General features: G+C 63.7%; 15 protein-coding genes. 2 read left to right on the forward strand and 13 right to left on the reverse strand.

The window, feature by feature from the left end; translation table 11 throughout:
• Positions 1 to 12: 12 nt before the first annotated feature.
• On the reverse strand, positions 13 to 1,185 hold the full coding sequence (locus tag AB3N21_RS08065) for an MFS transporter (RefSeq protein WP_367934746.1): 1,173 nt from the start codon (positions 1,183 to 1,185) through the stop codon (positions 13 to 15).
• Between the two features lie 141 nt (positions 1,186 to 1,326).
• Between AB3N21_RS08065 and AB3N21_RS08070 the strand changes: the two genes are divergently transcribed.
• Positions 1,327 to 2,469 carry a DUF3095 domain-containing protein gene (locus AB3N21_RS08070; protein ID WP_367934747.1) on the forward strand — a complete coding sequence of 381 codons (1,143 nt, stop codon included), beginning with the start codon at positions 1,327 to 1,329 and terminating at the stop codon, positions 2,467 to 2,469.
• A gap of 14 nt (positions 2,470 to 2,483) precedes the next feature.
• On the opposite strand, the gene AB3N21_RS08075 is transcribed toward AB3N21_RS08070, so the two are convergent.
• The 8 genes from AB3N21_RS08075 to AB3N21_RS08110 form a co-directional block, all read right to left on the reverse strand.
• Positions 2,484 to 3,254: an HpcH/HpaI aldolase/citrate lyase family protein gene (locus AB3N21_RS08075; RefSeq protein WP_367934748.1), complete on the reverse strand. Its 771-nt coding sequence runs from the start codon at positions 3,252 to 3,254 to the stop codon at positions 2,484 to 2,486.
• Between the two features lie 11 nt (positions 3,255 to 3,265).
• Positions 3,266 to 4,066 (reverse strand): 2-oxo-hept-4-ene-1,7-dioate hydratase, encoded by an 801-nt coding sequence (gene hpaH, locus AB3N21_RS08080; protein WP_367934749.1) that lies wholly within the window; start codon positions 4,064 to 4,066, stop codon positions 3,266 to 3,268.
• Positions 4,063 to 4,917, reverse strand: coding sequence for a fumarylacetoacetate hydrolase family protein (locus tag AB3N21_RS08085; protein WP_367934750.1), 855 nt, complete (start codon positions 4,915 to 4,917; stop codon positions 4,063 to 4,065). The genes hpaH and AB3N21_RS08085 overlap by 4 nt, the downstream gene beginning before the upstream one ends.
• Positions 4,917 to 6,338, reverse strand: coding sequence for an aspartate aminotransferase family protein (locus AB3N21_RS08090; RefSeq protein WP_367934751.1), 1,422 nt, complete (start codon positions 6,336 to 6,338; stop codon positions 4,917 to 4,919). The genes AB3N21_RS08085 and AB3N21_RS08090 overlap by 1 nt, the downstream gene beginning before the upstream one ends.
• A gap of 75 nt (positions 6,339 to 6,413) precedes the next feature.
• Entirely contained in the window at positions 6,414 to 7,394 is a 981-nt protein-coding gene (gene hpaD / locus AB3N21_RS08095; protein WP_367934752.1) for a 3,4-dihydroxyphenylacetate 2,3-dioxygenase, read from the reverse strand.
• A gap of 11 nt (positions 7,395 to 7,405) precedes the next feature.
• On the reverse strand, positions 7,406 to 8,260 hold the full coding sequence (gene hpaD / locus AB3N21_RS08100; protein ID WP_367934753.1) for a 3,4-dihydroxyphenylacetate 2,3-dioxygenase: 855 nt from the start codon (positions 8,258 to 8,260) through the stop codon (positions 7,406 to 7,408).
• Positions 8,261 to 8,301: 41 nt separating this feature from the next.
• Positions 8,302 to 9,813: a 5-carboxymethyl-2-hydroxymuconate semialdehyde dehydrogenase gene (hpaE, locus tag AB3N21_RS08105; RefSeq protein ID WP_367934754.1), complete on the reverse strand. Its 1,512-nt coding sequence runs from the start codon at positions 9,811 to 9,813 to the stop codon at positions 8,302 to 8,304.
• A complete protein-coding gene (locus AB3N21_RS08110) occupies positions 9,806 to 10,204 on the reverse strand; it encodes a 5-carboxymethyl-2-hydroxymuconate isomerase (RefSeq protein ID WP_367934755.1) in 399 nt (132 codons plus the stop codon). Before AB3N21_RS08110 ends, hpaE begins: the two co-directional genes overlap by 8 nt.
• A 105-nt stretch (positions 10,205 to 10,309) precedes the next feature.
• Between AB3N21_RS08110 and hpaR the strand changes: the two genes are divergently transcribed.
• The gene (gene hpaR / locus AB3N21_RS08115; RefSeq protein WP_171179010.1) at positions 10,310 to 10,744 is read left to right on the forward strand and encodes a homoprotocatechuate degradation operon regulator HpaR; all 435 of its coding nucleotides are present in this window, start codon (positions 10,310 to 10,312) and stop codon (positions 10,742 to 10,744) included.
• A gap of 25 nt (positions 10,745 to 10,769) precedes the next feature.
• Here the strand turns inward: hpaR and AB3N21_RS08120 are convergent, their stop codons facing one another.
• The 4 genes from AB3N21_RS08120 to AB3N21_RS08135 form a co-directional block, all read right to left on the reverse strand.
• Positions 10,770 to 12,287, reverse strand: a complete 1,518-nt coding sequence (locus tag AB3N21_RS08120; RefSeq protein WP_367934756.1) for an ABC transporter permease — start codon at positions 12,285 to 12,287, stop codon at positions 10,770 to 10,772.
• Between the two features lie 10 nt (positions 12,288 to 12,297).
• The gene (locus tag AB3N21_RS08125) at positions 12,298 to 13,347 is read right to left on the reverse strand and encodes a glycine betaine/L-proline ABC transporter ATP-binding protein (RefSeq protein ID WP_171179006.1); all 1,050 of its coding nucleotides are present in this window, start codon (positions 13,345 to 13,347) and stop codon (positions 12,298 to 12,300) included.
• Positions 13,348 to 13,415: 68 nt separating this feature from the next.
• Complete coding sequence (locus AB3N21_RS08130) at positions 13,416 to 14,387, reverse strand: glycine betaine ABC transporter substrate-binding protein (RefSeq protein WP_367934757.1); 972 nt, start codon at positions 14,385 to 14,387, stop codon at positions 13,416 to 13,418.
• Positions 14,388 to 14,424: 37 nt separating this feature from the next.
• Positions 14,425 to 16,752 carry a DUF1989 domain-containing protein gene (locus AB3N21_RS08135; protein ID WP_367934758.1) on the reverse strand — a complete coding sequence of 776 codons (2,328 nt, stop codon included), beginning with the start codon at positions 16,750 to 16,752 and terminating at the stop codon, positions 14,425 to 14,427.
• Positions 16,753 to 16,812 lie beyond the last annotated feature (60 nt).

Genomic DNA, 16,812 nt, shown 5'->3' on the forward strand with positions numbered 1-16,812 from the left:
CCTAAGGTGTGGTCACTCGACACTGTCGCGGCTGAAGACATATACCGCGCAACCGGCGGCAAGTGCGACCGCAAAAAAGCCGAAGATGGCGGTATAGGGGGCCGAGGCGCCCATATCCACGGTTGCCGTATGGATGCGCCCGGTCACGAACTGCATGATACCGACGCCGCCAATGCCAAAGAGATTCAGCAAGGTCACACCGCGCCCCACCAGATGCGGCGGGATGAAGGCGCGACCATGGGCCATGATCACCGGGAACGAGGCGCCCAGCAGACCGATGGCCGCCAGCAGCACTACCGAGATCCACACCGCCTGCCCGATCCACAGGCAGAGCAGCCCCAGCGCCGCCGCCCCCAGCAGGTTGCCGCCAAGGATCACCCATTTGCGCGTGTGCAGGATGCGGTCGAGCGGTCCATAGGCGAAGGTCCCGGCAATCATCGCCGTCCCCATGATCAGCGTGGCCTGTCCGATCTGGGCCGTGTTCAGGTCAAACACATCCCGCAGATAGGGGCCCGCCCACAGCCCCCGCAGTGCCGCCGAGGGCGCATAGGCCACCAGCATCAGCGGCAGAATGGCCCAGAGCGCGGGTTCCTTCAGCAGGTCCAGCAGGGAACCTTTCTCATCGGTCTCAACCCGCTTGGGGTCATGCACGCTCATCCAGATGCCAACCGCCACCGCCGCCGAGATCAGCGCCAGCCCGCTCAGCGTCGCACGCCAGCCCACCAGCTCGACCGCCAGCGCGGTGGGGTAGGAGGCGACCAGATTGCCGACCGAGCCCACCCCCAGCATCACCGCCGCCAGCGTGGCAAACTTGGCCGGAGCGTATTCGCGCGCGAAGATGAAATACGACGCCATCAGCACCGGCGAGCAACCGACCCCGATCAGCACCATCGCCAGGCTCACATGCACCGGCGCCGTTGCCACCGCAAACAGGGCCGCCCCGCCGCCTCCGCCCAGCAGCAGCAATACCGCCGCCGTCCGGCGCGGCCCGATCCGGTCCAGGGCCCAGCCCACCGGCAATTGCATCAGCGCAAAGGTCAGAAACCACAGCCCCGACGCCGCGGCCAGATCGTCCGGCGCCGCCCCGATATCGCGGCCCAGATCGGCGGTCAGAACGGCCAGAAAGGCGCGGAAGAACTGGCTCAGCACATAGGCCAGGCACAAGACCACCAACCCTGCCTGCATGACCCGCCCCTCCGATAACCGCCTCCGACCCGGGATGGTTGACATGTTATCGGCCCATGCACAAGCGCGTGTGATTTGTTGCAATCCTCGGTTCCCGGACCCGACTGCGCTATGCTGCATCACATGTGAGTGAGGGCACAGATGTTTGACAGGCACGATCCGTTCTATGCGCAGCTTGTGCCCCAGCGCGAGTTTGCGCGAATGGCCGAACCCAGCCGGTTCCAGCCGGTGCCCGACGATTGGATGGTGGGCGTTTCCGACATCGTCAATTCAACCGGCGAGATCGCCGAAGGCCGCTACAAGACGGTGAACATGGTCGGTGCGGCGGTGATCTCGGCGATGATCAACGCTTTGGGCGATCAGCAGTTTCCCTACATATTCGGCGGCGACGGCGCCTCGTTTGCGGTGCCGGGGGATCAGGCCGGCCAGACCCGGCAGGTGCTGGCGACCCTGCGGCGCTGGGCTGAGGAAGAGTTCGCAATCTCCCTGCGCGCCGCGCTGGTGCCGGTCAGGGACATCCGCTCGGCAGGCCTCGACGTACGCGTGGCGCGCTTTGCGGCCTCGGAAGGCGTGGATTACGCCATGTTCGCCGGGCGCGGACTGGCCTGGGCCGAGACCCGGATGAAGGCCGGAGAGTATGGGATCGACCCTGACGCCCCCGGCGCGCAACCCGACCTGACCGGCCTCTCGTGCCGCTGGTCCAACGCCCGGGCGCAGAACGGCCAGATCCTGTCGCTGGTGGTGCTGCCGACCGACCGCGCCACCGAGCGTGACTTCGCCGATCTCGCACAGCGCGTGGTGGCGGCCTCCGAAGGGCTGGCGCGCGGTGGCCACCCGGTGCCCGCCGAAGGGCCGGCGGTGAACTGGCCGCCGCCGGGGCTGGATCTCGATGCCCATGTCTCGCGCGCCGGGCGCAACCTGATGCTGCACAAACTGTTCCTGCTGGGCCAGAACCTGCTGATCTGGCTGCTGTTCAAGACCGGCAAGAACCTGGGCTCGTTCGACCCCGACCACTATGCCCGCATGGTCAGCAGCAACGCCGATTTCCGCAAATTCGATGACGGGCTGAAAATGACGCTCGATTGCGACGAGGCCACCCGCACCCGGATCGAGGCGCTTCTGGACGAGGCGCGCGGGCGCGGCAAGATCCGCTATGGCCTCTTTGCGCAGGACGAGGCGATGGTGACCTGCATCGTCCCCTCGGCACTGCGCGACGACCACGTGCATTTCATCGACGGCGCCTCGGGCGGCTACACCCAGGCGGCGGCCAAACTGAGCGGATAGAGCCTAAACAGAGCCTATTTCGCCTTCCAATGCGCCGACAGCGCCCGTGCATTCTGAGCCAGGATCAGCACGTCGATCCCCACCGCCAGAAACTGCGCCCCCATGTCCAGATAGGCCTGCGTGGCCTCCTCGCTGACTCCCAGAATACCCGGCGCCTTGCCTGCTGCCTTGATCCGGGTGATGGCGTCGGCGATCACCGCGCGCACCTCTGGGGCGGCGCTGTTGCCCTGAAACCCCATATCGGTGGACAGATCCGCCGGGCCGATGAACACACCGTCTACGCCCTCGACCTGCAATATATCGTCTAGCGCGTCGATACCCGCCCGGTTCTCGACCTGCACCAGCAGGCAGATCTCCTGATCGGCCGTCGGGATGTACTCGCTGACCGTCCCGAACATCGCAGCCCGCGCCGCTGTGGCCCCGACCCCGCGCGCGCCATGCGGCGGGTACCGGCAGGCCCGCACCAGCTCACGCGCCTGTTCAGCGCTTTCCACAATCGGCACCAGTACCGTCTGCGCCCCCGCATCCAGCACCGTCTTGATGATCCAGGTCTCGCCCACCGGCACCCGCACGACGGCATGCGACGGGCTGGCCGCCAGCGCCATCAACTGATCGCGGATCGAGCGAATGTCGTTGGGCGCATGCTCGCCGTCGATCACCAGCCAGTCGAACCCGGTGGTGCCCATGATCTCGGCGGTGTTGGATTCGGCAAAGCTCATCCAGCAGCCGATCAGCCGATCGCCCCGTTTCAGAGCCTGTTTGAACGTGTTTGTCGGGGCGGCCATGGCGGAACCTTTCAGGCGAAATTGACATCAACCGAGCCGAACGGCCCGAAATCGGCTTGGAACGCGGCGCCCGGAGGCGCCTCGATGGGCCGGATGAACGAGCCCGACAGGACGATATCGCCAGCCTCGATCACAAGTCCATACTCGGCCATCCGCCGCGCCAGCCACAAGACCGAGGTCACCGGATCGTTGAGCACCCCGGCGCCCAGCCCGGTCTCCTCGACAACGCCATCGCGGGTGACGATGGCCCCGACCCAGCGCAGGTCATGGGCGTCCACCGCATGGCGCTCATCGCCCAGCACCACACCCGCATTGGCCGCATTGTCACTGATCGTGTCGGTGATGATCCGCGCCTGCCCGGTCTCGGAATCGGCGCGCAGGATGCGGGTGTCGAGGATCTCCAGCGACGGGCAGACGTAATCGGTCGCCGCCAGCACGTCCGCGCGGGTGCAGTCGGCCCCGGCCAGCGGAGCTTTCATGACAAAGGCGATCTCGGCTTCGACGCGCGGCTGGATGAACCGGCCTGCGGGCACGGTGCCGCCGTTCCCGAACGCCATGTCATCAAGCAACACCCCACTGTCCGGCGTCTCGATCTTCAGCGCGTCCTGCATGGCGCGGCTGGTCAGGCCGATCTTCCACCCGATCCGGTGCCGCCCCGCCGCCAGCTTCTTCGCCACCAGTTGCTTCTGCACCGCATAGGCATCGTCCAGGGTCATGCCGGGATAGCGCAGGCTGAGCAGCCCGCATTGCGTGCCGCTCTGCTCGGCCTGAAACAACGTCTCGGCGGCTTGCGTATGCTGATCCGGGGTCATTCGTCCTCCACCGTGTTGACAAGCGTGCCGATGCCTTCCGCCTCAACCTCGATCACGTCACCGGGTTTCAGGAATCGCGGCGGGTCGAACCGGGCGCCCGCGCCGGTGGGGGTGCCGGTGATGATGATGTCGCCGGGCACCAGCGTGGTGAAGGTCGAGATATACGCGATCTGCCGCCGGATCGGGAACAGCATCCGGCTGGTGCGATCATCCTGCCTTGGCTCGCCATTGACCCGGGTGGTCAGCCGGATGTCATCAAGCTGCGCCGGGGCCGTAAAAGGCACTAACCAAGGCCCAATCGCCCCGGATTTGTCCCAGTTCTTGCCCTGCGTGACGTTGAACTTCGCGTGCCGCACCCAATCGCGCAACGTGCCTTCGTTGCACAGTGAAATGGCCGCGATGTGGTCATACGCCTTGTCCTGCGCGATACGGCGCCCGCCCTTGCCGATCACCACCGCGATCTCGCCTTCGTAATCCAGCTGCGGCGTCTCCGGCGGCCGGATCAGCGGTTGCCCGGCTCCGGTGAACGAGCGCGGGAACCGGATGAAGAGCGACATGTTCGGCGGCGCTTCCTGCCCGTCCTTGTACTCGGCATTGCGGTCCGGGAAGTTCACGCCGACACAGATGATCTTTTCCGGCGCGGGGATCGGGATTTCGTAGCGGAAGCTGCCATCGGGATGGGTGACTGGCCTGTCCTTCGCCGCCAGCGCCAAAGCGTGCAGACCATCTGCCTCGATCACCTCGCGCAGGGTCGGCCAATCCGGGAAATCGGGCGTGAGGGCAACCATGCCGCCCTCGGTCACGGCACCATAGAAGGTATCGCCTCCGAAACTGTAAGTGGCAAAGCGCATCACAGGAGCCCTCTCGCAATTTCGGTGATGACGTCGAAGGCCATCCTCACATCCTCCTCGGTGGTCTCGAACTGCCCGGCCTGAAAACGGATCACCAGATCTCCGTCCACCCGGGTCTGGGTCAGATAGATGCGGCCATCGTCGTTGATGGCGTTCACCAGCCGCAGATTCAGATCGTCCAAATTGTACAAACCGGGGTCAGAACCCGGTACAAAACGGAAGGTCCAGAGCGACCACATGGGTTTGGTAACGATTTCGAAATCCGGCTCCGCCGCCAGCCTATCGTGTAAGGCTTGCGACCAATTCACGTGATTGCGCAGCCGTTCACGCAGACCTTCCAGCCCGTAAGTGCGGATCACGAACCAAAGCTTCAGCGCCCGAAAACGCCGACCCAGCGGCACCGACCACTCGGAATAATTGATGATCCCGTCCTTGCCATGGGTCTTGAGATACTCTGGACTGATCGCCAGCGTCTGCACCAGATCGTCCGGGTTCTTGAGGAAATGCGCGCAGCAATCGAACTGCACGCCCAGCCATTTATGCGGGTTGAAGACGATGCTGTCGGCACGCTCCACCCCCGGCCAGTAGTGGCGGTATTCCGGGCAGATCATCGCGGACCCAGCCCAGGCGGCATCCACATGGGTATAGAGGCCATATTTCTCGGCAATCTCAAGACATTGCTCCACCGGATCGGTGGCGCCGGTGCCGGTGCCACCGACGCAAAGGATCACGCCCGCGGGCTGCAAACCAGACTCTAAATCGGCCTGAATTGCTGTCTCCAGCGCTTCGGGGTCCATGCCGCGCCAGTCGCCCTTGATCGGGATGCGGATGAGATTTTGCTGCCCGATCCCGGAGACCCAGATGGCGCGGTCGATTGAGGTATGCACCTCGGACGAGCAATAGACTCGCAGTGTTTTCTGCCCGAAGAGACCCTGTTCGTTGCCCTGCCAGCCCAGCGCCTTTTCCCGCATGGTCAGCACCGCCGCGAGCGTGGCCGAGGACGCCGAGTCCTGAATGACCCCCGCAACCCCCTCGGGCAGGTCCAGCGCCTGCCGCAGCCAATCCATCATCCGGGTTTCCATCTCGGTCGCCGCCGGAGAGGTCTGCCACAGCATGCATTGCGGCGCGATGGCGCTGGCCAGAAACTCGGCCAGAACCGAAGGGGCCGAGGCGTTCGAGTTGAAATAGGCGAAGAATCTTGGGTGTTGCCAATGGGTTATCCCGGGCATCACCATATCCTCGAAATCGCGGAAGATATCTTCCATCGCTTCAGGAGTTTCCGGCGGGGTTTCAGGCAGCGCGCTCAGCACATCACCCGGCTCGGTCCGCGCCCGCACCGGGCGGTCGCCCACGGTCAGGTGATAGTCCTGCGTCCAGTCGGCGACCTTGCGGCCCCAGTCGGCGAACTCGTTCCACTTCATGCGGTGATCCTTGTGGCTGGCGCCCCCTCACCCAACCCGCTCCCCCGAGGGGAGAGGGCTTTGGCGACCGTTGGGTCAGGGTGCGATGATCGGCTGGGCGTTGAGCGCGCTGGGCGCTGGTGTGACACCTTCGAAGGTCGAGCCCTCTTCGAACCAGCTGCGCGGTGCGGGGGCGCCCCAGAGGGTCTGGCGCTGCGGGTCGGTGAGGGACCATTTGATCGGCTCAAGGTCCGGGTCGACGGTCTGATAGTCCGAGCAATAGATCTCGATCCGGTGCCCGTCCGGGTCGCGCACATAGAGGAAGAACGCGTTCGAAATTCCATGCCGCCCCGGTCCCCGCTCGATATTGTCGACATAGCCAGTGGTGGACATCAGATCGAGAAGGTCAATGATGTTGAGCGGGTTCGGCACCCAGAACGCGGTGTGATGCAGGCGCGGGCCGAAGCCGTTGGTGAACGCCACATCATGCACGCCACCCTTGCGGTGCATCCAGGCGGCCCAGATTTTGCCGCTCTCGTCGTCCTCGGTGTATTCCGTGACGCGGAATCCGATGTCGTTGTAGAACTCAACCGCCGCATCCACATCCGCCGAGAACATGTTGAAATGGTCGATGCGGAGAGGTTTTACCCCGTTATAGAGCCTGTATTTCTGGTGGATCGGCGCCAGCCGCTCCATCCGGACATAGAATTCCAGCGGGATGCCCCAGGGATCGCGGGTGCGCAGGGTGCGGCCCATATGCGGGCGCTCCACCCACTCGACCGGCAGGCCGCGCGCGGCGAAGAACTCGGCGGCCTTGTCCAGATCAGGCTCATCGAACAGTTTGAAACCCAGCACCCCCACCTCGGCTGTATCCGCCTGCGCCAGCACGATACAGTGATGGCCGCGTTCCTCCATCGCGCGCAGGTGGATGCGCGTGTCGTCCTCGTGCGTGACCTGCAGGCCCAGCGTGTCCACGTAAAACGCGCGCGAGGCGGTCAGGTCGGTCACGCGGTATTCCACGTGGCTGAGCCGTACGATGTTGAAGGGCGGATAGAGGTTCGGGGCGGGGACGGGCATATCGGGCCTCCTTATTGAACCGGGAAGATCACGTTGGTCTGGCCGGTGCCGGAACTGGGGAAATACTCGGTGATGAGCTCGCAGGGCGCGGTGTAGCTGTCCCAGCCGAGTGCACCATAGAGCATGGCGGTGTCGTGCATCGAGCCCTCACCGCAGCAGAATTCTGCGTACTCACCCAGCATTTTCAGGAAGGTCGCATGATCGCCTTTTTGCCACAGCTCCAGCACGCGCAGGTCCATCTGGCGGTTGAATTCCGAGCTGATGGTGAAGGTGCCGTTATTGGCGGCGTAGTCCTTGTTGGCCCAGATCTTGTGGCTGAGCGAGCCGGAGGCGACCAGCAGCACCTTGCTGTCGCTGGCCTCGACCGCCTCGCGGATTGCCTCGCCGATCACGCGGCTTTCGTCATGGTCGTGCACGGTGCACCAGGCGGCGATGGAGACGACCTTGAAATCGCCCTCGCGGCTCATGAACCGCATCGGGACAAGGGTGCCGTATTCCAGTTCCAGCGAGTCCAGTTGGTGCGACAGGGTGTAGACGCCTTTTTCGGTGGCCTTGGCAGCGATGGCGTCACCCAACACCGGGTCGCCTTCGTAGGCATAGGGCAGGTTCTGGATGAATTGCGGGAACTCGTTCGAAGTGAACAGCCCCTCGAACCGGTGATTGGCATTGATGTGATAGCCCGCATTGATCACCCAATGGGTATCGCAAATCACGATGGTATCGGCCCCCAGTGCCTTGGCGCGCCGGGCGATTTCACGGTGGCCGTCGATAGCGGGTTGGCGGGCGCCTTCCAGACGGCCGGGCTGCTCCGACATCAGCATGGTCGGAACGTGGGTGCATTTGGCTGCGAGAACGATTTCGCCCATTCTCTCCTCCTCAAAGATTGGGTGCGCGTTTCCCCGAGGTCTCAGGCGCCGAGGCGCGGGATGCTGTGTTGGCCGGTGGCAAAGCCGACATGTTTCTGTTCCATGTAGAACTCGAAGGACCAGTCGCCGCCGTCGCGGCCAATGCCGCTGGCCTTGACACCTCCGAACGGGGTGGGCAGGTGGCGGACGTTTTCGCTGTTAACCCAGATCATGCCCGCCTCAAGCGCATTGGTGAAGCGCAGGGCGCGGGTCAGATCGTTGGTCCAGACATAGCCGGTCAGGCCGTATTGGGTGTCATTGGCCAGTGTTAGAGCCTGACTTTCGTCGCTGAACCGGATGGCGGTCAGGACCGGGCCAAAGATCTCCTCCTGCGCGATGGTCATGTCGTTGGTGGCATCGGTGAAGAGGGTGGGGCGCACGAACCAGCCTGTGTCGCCGACCCGCTCACCGCCGGCGGCGATGGTGGCGCCGTCAGATTTGGCGGTCTGGAAGTACGATGTAACCTTGTCGAAATGCACCTTGTGGATCAGCGGGCCGATCTCGGTTGTTGGATCCAGCGGATGGCCGACGCGGATGTTGTTCACGCGGGCGGTCAGTTTGGCCAGGAACGCATCGGCCACGCTGTCCTGGATCAGCAGGCGCGAGGATGAGGTACAGCGCTCGCCGTTCAGCGAGTAGATCATGAAGATCGCGGCATCCAGCGCGCGGTCCAGATCGGCGTCGTCGAAGACCACGACCGGGTTCTTGCCACCGAGTTCGAAATGCACGCGCTTCAGCGTATCGGCACCCTGTTTCATGATCATCGAGCCGGTTTTGCTTTCGCCGACAAAGGCGATGGCCTTGATGTCGGGATGTTCGGTCAGGCGCTTGCCCGCCTCTTCGCCGAAACCGTTGACCAGATTCCAGACCCCGGCGGGCAGACCGGCTTCATGGGCGATCTCGGCCAGAATGCGGGCGGTCAAAGGCGAGAACTCGGCAGGCTTGTGCACCACGGTGCAGCCCGCCGCCAGCGCCGGGGCGATCTTCCAGGTGCTGAGCATGAAGGGCGTGTTCCACGGGGTGATGACGCCGACCGGGCCGATGGGCACCCGCGTGGTGACGTTCATCAGGGTCGGCGATTGCAGGTTCTGCCCGTCCCGCGCTGCCGGAGCCTTGTCGGCGAAGAACCGGAAGTTCTCGGCCCCGCGTAGCGCTGCCTTGGACATGAAGCGCAGCGCCTGACCGGTGTCCCAGCATTCGCACAGCGCGATTTCCTCGGCGCGTTCGACGATCAGGTCGGCGATACGGTGCAGGATCTTGCGGCGTTCTAGCGCGGGCATGTCACGCCACGCTGGGAACGCGTTCTTGGCCGCTTCGGTGGCGGCGTCGATATCCGCTGCTTCGCCCCGGGCGACGGGACAGATCAGGCTCTCATCAACGGGGGAATGTGTCTCGAACCGCGCGCACGAGGTCGCGCCCACGGACTCTCCGCCGATCAGGTTTTGGATGCCGCTGGTGCGGAACCGTTCCAGATGTCCGTTCAGTTTCGCGATATTGGTGTCGAGGTCAGTCATCCTGATCAGCCTTTTTCAGATGGTCCCGGATCGTGCCGGTCTTCGGGGACAGCTCGGGGTCGATGTCGCGCATCTCAAGCGACAGGGCGACGGAGTGTTTGGCCATTGTCGGGGCGAGGAAGCGTTCCGCCGCCGCAAAGATATGTGCGGTCGCGTCTTTTCGGGCCTGCAGGTCGCGCCCGCCGCGCAGGCGGACCGAGATGTCCACATAGCCATGGGTTGGATCACCGTCCGCGATCGCCACATGATCGGCCCGCACCGCCCGAACGCGGATGCCGGCAAGCGGGAGAATTCTGGTTTCCAGCGCGGCCGCCCGCAGCGCCTCACAGAGCGCGCCGATATCGGTGCGGGTCTCCATATTGGCGGAATAGTCCACGATGACGTGCGGCATCTGCGCTCTCCTTTAATTAACATGTGAAGTAATTTTATGATTCTGTCAACCGCCGCCAAATCAATCACCGGTTGCGAAAGAGGCCGAATTCGGCAAAGGTTTGGTATGACACGCGAATTACCGCTTACTTCAAGGTCCTTGCCAATCGCTCTGCTGCGGGCACGCGAAAGCGTCATGGGGCCGATCCGCACGATGCTGAGCGATGTCGGAATCACGGAACAGCAGTGGCGGGTTCTACGTGTATTGGAGGAGGAGGGCCCTCAGGATCCGACCCGTATTGCCGAGCGGGCGTGCCTGCTGTTGCCCAGCCTGACGCGGATTTTGCAGAAGCTGGATGAGAAGGGGCTAATCGACCGGCGCCCTGATCCGGATGATCGGCGCAAGCAGATCATCAAGATCACAGATCCCGGGCAGAAGATCATTCACGATAACCTGACCGCCAGCATTCAGGCTGCCGAGCGCATCCGGGCGCATTTGGGGCCTGATCAGTACGAGGCCCTATTGGACCTGCTCAACGAACTGCACGACATGGACACGTAACCGGCGCTGGTCAGCGCCGGTGACTTTAGCGTTTGCCCGCCACGATACGGTCGAGGATCAGCGCGCAGAACAGGATTGCGAGACCTGCAAGGATGCCCTGACCGGCGGCGGCGTATTGCAGCGCCTCCAGCACGTCCTCACCCAGCCCCTTGGCGCCGATCAGCGAGGCGACGACCACCATGGCCAGCGACATCAGGATGGTCTGGTTCACGCCCGCCATGATCGTCTTATGCGCCAGCGGCAGGTCCACCCGCCAGAGCAGGTAGCGAGGCGTCGCGCCAAAGGCCAGCGCCGCCTCGCGCACCGTTTCGGGCACCTGTTGTAGGCCCAGAACCGTGAAGCGGATCACCGGCGGGCTGCCGAAGATCATGGTCGCAACCACGCCAGCGGGTTTGCCCGAGCCGATGAAGGCCACGACCGGGATCAGGTAGACGAACGACGGCATCGATTGCATGAAGTCCAGAATGGGTCGCACGATAGCGAAGGCGCGCGGTCTGCGGGCGCAATAGATGCCCAACGGAATGCCCAGTGTGATCGAGATCAGCGCGGCCGCGCCGAGCAGCGCGATAGTGGTCATGGCCTTTTCCCAGAAATCCAGCAGGCCCAGATAGGCCAGCGCCGCGCCGGTAAAGATTGCCACGCGCGGACCGGCGGAGAGAAAGGCGAGCATGATGATCACCAACGCCACGACGGGCCAGGGCGTGTCGACCAGCACAACCTCGATCCAGTCGAGCAACGTGCGCATCCCGTAAGTCAGCCCGTCGAAGAACCCGCGCCCGGCGGTCTTGGTCCATTCGAACACAGCCTGCACCCCGTCGCCCACGTTCAGCCGCCAGTCGCGGTTGGTCGGGAAGGTCTTGAGCAGGTTCACCGCGTCGGGCTGAGCGAACTTTATCGTGGTCAGCACCACGACGGCGACCGTCAGCACCGAAGAGATAAGCAGCCTTGGCCCTGACCAGCCATTCGCGACGCTGTGATCGGACCGCCACCGGGCGAACTGGCCTTCGAGCGTCCAGTTGGCGAGCGATGCGGCGAGGAATTTTACTCCGAGCAACAACACAATGCCGATGATCAGATAGGTCACGCCCGTGGAATCCGCGCTGCGCGCAGCCTCTTGGGCGCCAGCAAGCGCACCCTCCAGTGATTCCGCCGCTCGCTTCAGCGAATCGAGGGACGCAGCCCCGGATTGTTCCGCCGCCGCGATCTGTTGCCGCCTCAGTTCCAGCGTTTGCTCGATCTGCGCGGCCCGCTCCCGAAAATCACGACCTAGATCGCCGATGAGGCCCAGCCCGATCTGAATATAGGCCAGGGTTTCCAGCACCAGAAAGCCCAGGAACCAGGACCAGAGCCCGCGTGCGCCGAACCAGATCGGCCCCAGCAGGGCCGCCGCCTTGTTCAGCGTGAACCGGTAGCCCGGCGCCTGCATCATGTAGCCGAACGTCTGCTGGTAATAGGCCTGTCCGCTGCCCACGAACTCCGCGATCAGCGTGTTCAGGCGGTCGGCGGTTTCCGGTTTGATCTCTGCATCGCCCACGTGTTTCATGTCCGCCTCCTTAAGCCTGGCTGTCCTGAATGGCGCGGATCAGCCCCGCGCGGTTGATCACGCCTACGGTCTTCCCGCCCTGCGTGACGGCGACGACGCCATGCCCATCGACGCAAAGGTTCATGAGGTCCGACAGGTCCATTTCCGGATGCGCCTCCTTGGCGTCCTTGGGCACCTCGCCGTGATGGGCCTCGAACTCGTCAACCGGTTTCATCACCGAATGGGCGAAGATCATGTTGAGCTTGGAAATCCCTGCCACGAAATCGGCCACGTAGTCATCGGCAGGGTTCAGGATGATCTCTTCGGGCGTACCGATCTGCACGATGCGGCCATCCTTCATGATCGCGATGCGGTGGCCAATGCGGATCGCTTCGTCGAGATCGTGGGTGATGAACATGGTGGTCTTGTTGAGCTTGTGGCTGAGCTCCATGAACTGATCCTGCAACTGCTTGCGGATCAACGGGTCGAGCGCCGAGAACGGCTCGTCCATCAGCAGGATCTCGGGGTCGGCGGCGATGGCGCGGGCGAGGCCCACGCGCTGCTGCATGCCGCCGGACAGTTCATGGGCGTATTTGTCTTCCCAGCCGGTGAGTTCCACCAGTTCCAGCACCCGGTCCGCCTCTTCCCAGCGGCGGGCCTTGCCGGTGCCGCGGATCTCCAGCGGCATCGCCACGTTGTCGCGTACGGTGCGGTGCGGCATGAGTCCGAAGTTCTGGAACACCATCGCGACGCGGCGGTTGCGCAAATCGCGCAACCCCTCATCGTTGAGGCCCATCACATCGTCGCCGTCCAGATAGATATGCCCGTCGGTGGGCTCCAGCAGACGGTTCACATGGCGGACCAGGGTCGATTTGCCCGAACCGGACAGGCCCATGACACAGAACAGTTCACCGCGCTCGATCTCGAAACTGGCATCGGCGACGCCCACGACGCAGTCATACTTATCGAGCACGTCGGCCTTGCTCAGCCCTTCGGCATGAATGGCCTTCAACGCTTCTTGTGCCCGGTTGCCGAACACTTTCCAGACGCCACGCGCGTCGATTGCGATATCCGCTGTCATACTGGCCCCGCTGATATTGGTTTGGTGGTATTGGACCCCGGCTGCTTTCCGCCGGGGTCATGTTCGGCTCAGTTGACGTTCAGGCCCAGCCAACCATCCACGATATCGCCGTTGGCAGCGATCCATTCGGTAACCACCTCATCGATCTCGCGGCCTTTCACGACCACCTCATAGGTGAGCCCGCTCAGTTGGTCCGCATCCATGTCGATCTTGGCCAGGAACGAGGCGGCCGCCGGGTTGCGCTGCTCCAGAGATTTGGAATGGGCCACGGTCACGGTCTTGACCGGCTCGCCGGTGCTGACGTTGGACTTGTTGTACCAATCGGCATCCTGATCCGGCTGCACCATCTTGTAGGTGGCCGCGTCATGCTCGGGCTCTTCCAGAATGGTCACGTCATAAAGCGCGTGGACGTAATGCGGCGCGTAGCAGTAGAAGGCCGCACCCTTGCCCTGATCCACGAGGTCCTTCAGCCGCGAGTAGAACACGGTTTCATCTTCGGTGGTGGGGGTCAGGAAGGTTTCTATGCCATAGTCGCGCACGCGCACCTTGAACGTGTTGGTCGAGGCCCAGCCCGACGCTCCTACCCAGACCTCGCCCATGCCGTCGCCATCCGAGTCGAACAACTCTTGCGCGGCGGGAGTGGCCAGATCGTAGATCGATTTGATGTTGTGATCCTCGACCATGTAGTTCGGTACGCAGATGCCCGCGCGGCCCTCATAGCTGCCTTCGGACAGGGCGACGGTGCCCTTCTGGTCGACATATTCATCGGTGAAGGAGGACTGGTTCGGCAGCCAGACATCCGGATGCACGTCGATATCGCCGCGCCCACCGTCCATGGCGGCAAAGATCACCGCGTTGGCGCCCGGGGCGTAGCCCACTTCGCCACCCAGACGGGCTTCGATCACCTGACCGATTACCCGGCTCATGATCTTGGCGCCGGGCCAACTGGGCTCGCCCACCATGACCTTGTCCTGAGCCATCGCGCCGGTGGCGCCGAATGTAAGGGCCAGAGCGGCTGTAAGTGTCTTGATCTGTTTCATTCCTGGTTCTCTCCTGTTGATTGTGTCGGTTACGCTGTCAGGCGCGCGCCCGCTTGCGTTGCGGGTCAATGAATGGAATGTCCGTGACGGTGGCGCCGAGGCGCTTCATCCGTCCATCGAGCTGCCCGATTTCAAGCCGGGTTTCGTTGTCTGAGTGTTCGACCGACAGTCGCGCCATGGCGATGGCACGTTCAAGCGAGGGCGAGCGGGTGGCTGAGGTGACCACGCCCACCTGCCGCTCACCCAGATAGACATGGGCGCCATGGGCGGGCATGTCGTCGCAATCGATCAGCAGGCCCTTGAGCACCCGCCGCGGCTCGCGGGCATTGCGCTCAAGCGCCGCCTTGCCGGTGAAGTCGGCCTTGTTGAGATCGACGGCAAAACCCAGTCCCGCCTCGAACGCATCGACGCCCGGCGCGAATTCGGCATCTGCGGCGGCCAGCCCGGCCTCGATCCGGATGATTTCCAGTGCCGCGGAGCCCATGGGGGTGATCCCGAACTCTTCGCCAGCCGCCATCACCGCGTCCCAGATGGCAATGGCGTCGGATTTGGCGCAGAAGATCTCGTATCCCAGCTCGCCGGTATAGCCCGAGCGCGACAGCATGAAGGGCGCGCCCTCGCGGTCATGCAACCGCGCCACGGTGACGCCGAACCATTTGAGGTGATCCAGAGCCGGCACATGCGGCTGGGTAAAGGCGATCTTGCGCAGCAAGTCGCGTGATTTCGGGCCCTGCAGAGCGAGATTCGGCAGCGCCCCGCGCATCGCATGCACCCGCGCCTGCAGCCCGCGCTCGGAGGCCAGCGCTTGCAGCACCCGCCCGCTTTCTTCGGACCCGCAGCACCAGCGGAACAGATCGGGTGCCAGTCGGAACAGGGTGCCGTCGTCGATAACAGTGCCGCTCTCGTCGCACATCAGCGTGTAGGAACCGCGCCAGACCGGCAGTTTCGCCACGTTGCGAGTGGTGGCCTGTTGCATCAGTTTCTCGGCATCCGGGCCGACAATGTCGTATTTGCGCAGCCCGCTCATGTCCTGCACCGTCACCGCCTCGCGGCAGGCCCAATATTCACCCAGAGTGCCATGCGAGGGATAGCTGACCGGCGCCCACAGATCGCGCGCCGGGGCAAAATGCTGGGTCAGGGGGGCCAGACGCTCATGGAACGCGGAATCCTGGCTGATCGACATAAGGGCGTCTTCCTTTTCGCGATAGGCAACGGCGCGGCGGATCGGAGTTTCGGGGCGGTAGATGCGCACATGCACGTCCGTCGGGTTCCAGCCGTTGATCGGGTCGATATCGTCGGGGCAGGCGGTCGAGACACAGATCAGATCCTCGATCGCGCGCATGGCGACGTAATCGCCAGGGCGGGAGTGGGATTCTTCGGTCAGCAGGTGATGCGTCGTGGGGTCGATCCACGTGCTCCAGAAAAAGTTGATCGCAGGCCAGGCCGAGCGCCGCGCGACGCCATAAGGAGCGAGCGCGTTCGACATATTGTCGGAGCAGTTCACATGACCGGGAAAGCCGCGTTCTTCGTATCCGCGCGCGGTGCAGGCCAGCCCGAACGTGTCATGCCGCCCGCAGGTATCCTGTACCACGTTCAGCAGCGGGCGCATTTCGCGGTCATAGAATTTGTCCAGCAGACCCGGACCGGGATAGGCGCGCCGCACCATCGAACGGGTGGCGGTCGAGTCGATTATCCACTCGTCACCCCGGTCCAATCCGTCGGCGCGCAGGGCCATGAAGTCCGAGCATTGCTGCCCCTCGATGTCGATGATCTGGATGACCTCGCCGGCCTTGACCTCGTAGGCGCATCCGGTGCCGCGCGGCACGGTGAACTCGTCCCTTGTGTCGCCCAACAGCGGCGGCAGAAGCGGGCCGTTCACGACAGCGGGCTTGTGCAGCACGGTGACGCTGCCGCCGCCGGCGCCGTCAATCATGTTCTGGGCAGGCGCCGGGCGGATCAGCCAGATGGTCAAAGGCTGGTCCGCCCTGAGGATCAACGCATCCTCCGCCTGCGCCAGCCGGCGGGAGAGAACCGGCTGAAAAGGGTCGCCGCCCTGTGCCGCGATCCAGTCGCTGAACCGGGTGCTGTCGAAATCCGAAGGCTCAACCGTGCGGTTCGACGTCAGGCCCAGCGCCGCCAGCATCGGCTGCCCTGAGGCATCGAACGTGGCGAGTTCAAGCGGGCCTGATGGTGTGATCCCGTCCACCGAGATCAGGTCGCCTGCCAACATCTCCAGCTTTAAGGCCTCACGCGGGGCCAACGCATATGGCCGCGCGCCAGTGGTTTTCGGAAAACCGGGGAACCGGCGTCCGGACGTGTCGAACCCCATGTTGCTGAAGTCGTGTATGACTGTCTGGCCGTGCATCATTTTCGCGGAATCGCTGAAATGTAACTAGTTACAAGAGTTGATGAAACTAGTTACATA

It is taken from the genome of Ruegeria sp. (genome assembly GCF_040830605.1).
In the GTDB taxonomy this organism is placed as follows: Bacteria; Pseudomonadota; Alphaproteobacteria; order Rhodobacterales; family Rhodobacteraceae; genus Ruegeria.

Excerpts from the sequence above, each read along its gene's own strand:
- AB3N21_RS08065 (WP_367934746.1), bottom strand. The coding sequence starts at position 1,185 with ATGCAGGCAGGGTTGGTGGTCTTGTGCCTGGCCTATGTGCTGAGCCAG.
- AB3N21_RS08070 (WP_367934747.1), top strand. The coding sequence starts at position 1,327 with ATGTTTGACAGGCACGATCCGTTCTATGCGCAGCTTGTGCCCCAGCGC.
- AB3N21_RS08075 (WP_367934748.1), bottom strand. The coding sequence starts at position 3,254 with ATGGCCGCCCCGACAAACACGTTCAAACAGGCTCTGAAACGGGGCGAT.
- hpaH (WP_367934749.1), bottom strand. The coding sequence starts at position 4,066 with ATGACCCCGGATCAGCATACGCAAGCCGCCGAGACGTTGTTTCAGGCC.
- AB3N21_RS08085 (WP_367934750.1), bottom strand. The coding sequence starts at position 4,917 with ATGCGCTTTGCCACTTACAGTTTCGGAGGCGATACCTTCTATGGTGCC.
- AB3N21_RS08090 (WP_367934751.1), bottom strand. The coding sequence starts at position 6,338 with ATGAAGTGGAACGAGTTCGCCGACTGGGGCCGCAAGGTCGCCGACTGG.
- hpaD (WP_367934752.1), bottom strand. The coding sequence starts at position 7,394 with ATGCCCGTCCCCGCCCCGAACCTCTATCCGCCCTTCAACATCGTACGG.
- hpaD (WP_367934753.1), bottom strand. The coding sequence starts at position 8,260 with ATGGGCGAAATCGTTCTCGCAGCCAAATGCACCCACGTTCCGACCATG.
- hpaE (WP_367934754.1), bottom strand. The coding sequence starts at position 9,813 with ATGACTGACCTCGACACCAATATCGCGAAACTGAACGGACATCTGGAA.
- AB3N21_RS08110 (WP_367934755.1), bottom strand. The coding sequence starts at position 10,204 with ATGCCGCACGTCATCGTGGACTATTCCGCCAATATGGAGACCCGCACC.
- hpaR (WP_171179010.1), top strand. The coding sequence starts at position 10,310 with ATGACACGCGAATTACCGCTTACTTCAAGGTCCTTGCCAATCGCTCTG.
- AB3N21_RS08120 (WP_367934756.1), bottom strand. The coding sequence starts at position 12,287 with ATGAAACACGTGGGCGATGCAGAGATCAAACCGGAAACCGCCGACCGC.
- AB3N21_RS08125 (WP_171179006.1), bottom strand. The coding sequence starts at position 13,347 with ATGACAGCGGATATCGCAATCGACGCGCGTGGCGTCTGGAAAGTGTTC.
- AB3N21_RS08130 (WP_367934757.1), bottom strand. The coding sequence starts at position 14,387 with ATGAAACAGATCAAGACACTTACAGCCGCTCTGGCCCTTACATTCGGC.
- AB3N21_RS08135 (WP_367934758.1), bottom strand. The coding sequence starts at position 16,752 with ATGCACGGCCAGACAGTCATACACGACTTCAGCAACATGGGGTTCGAC.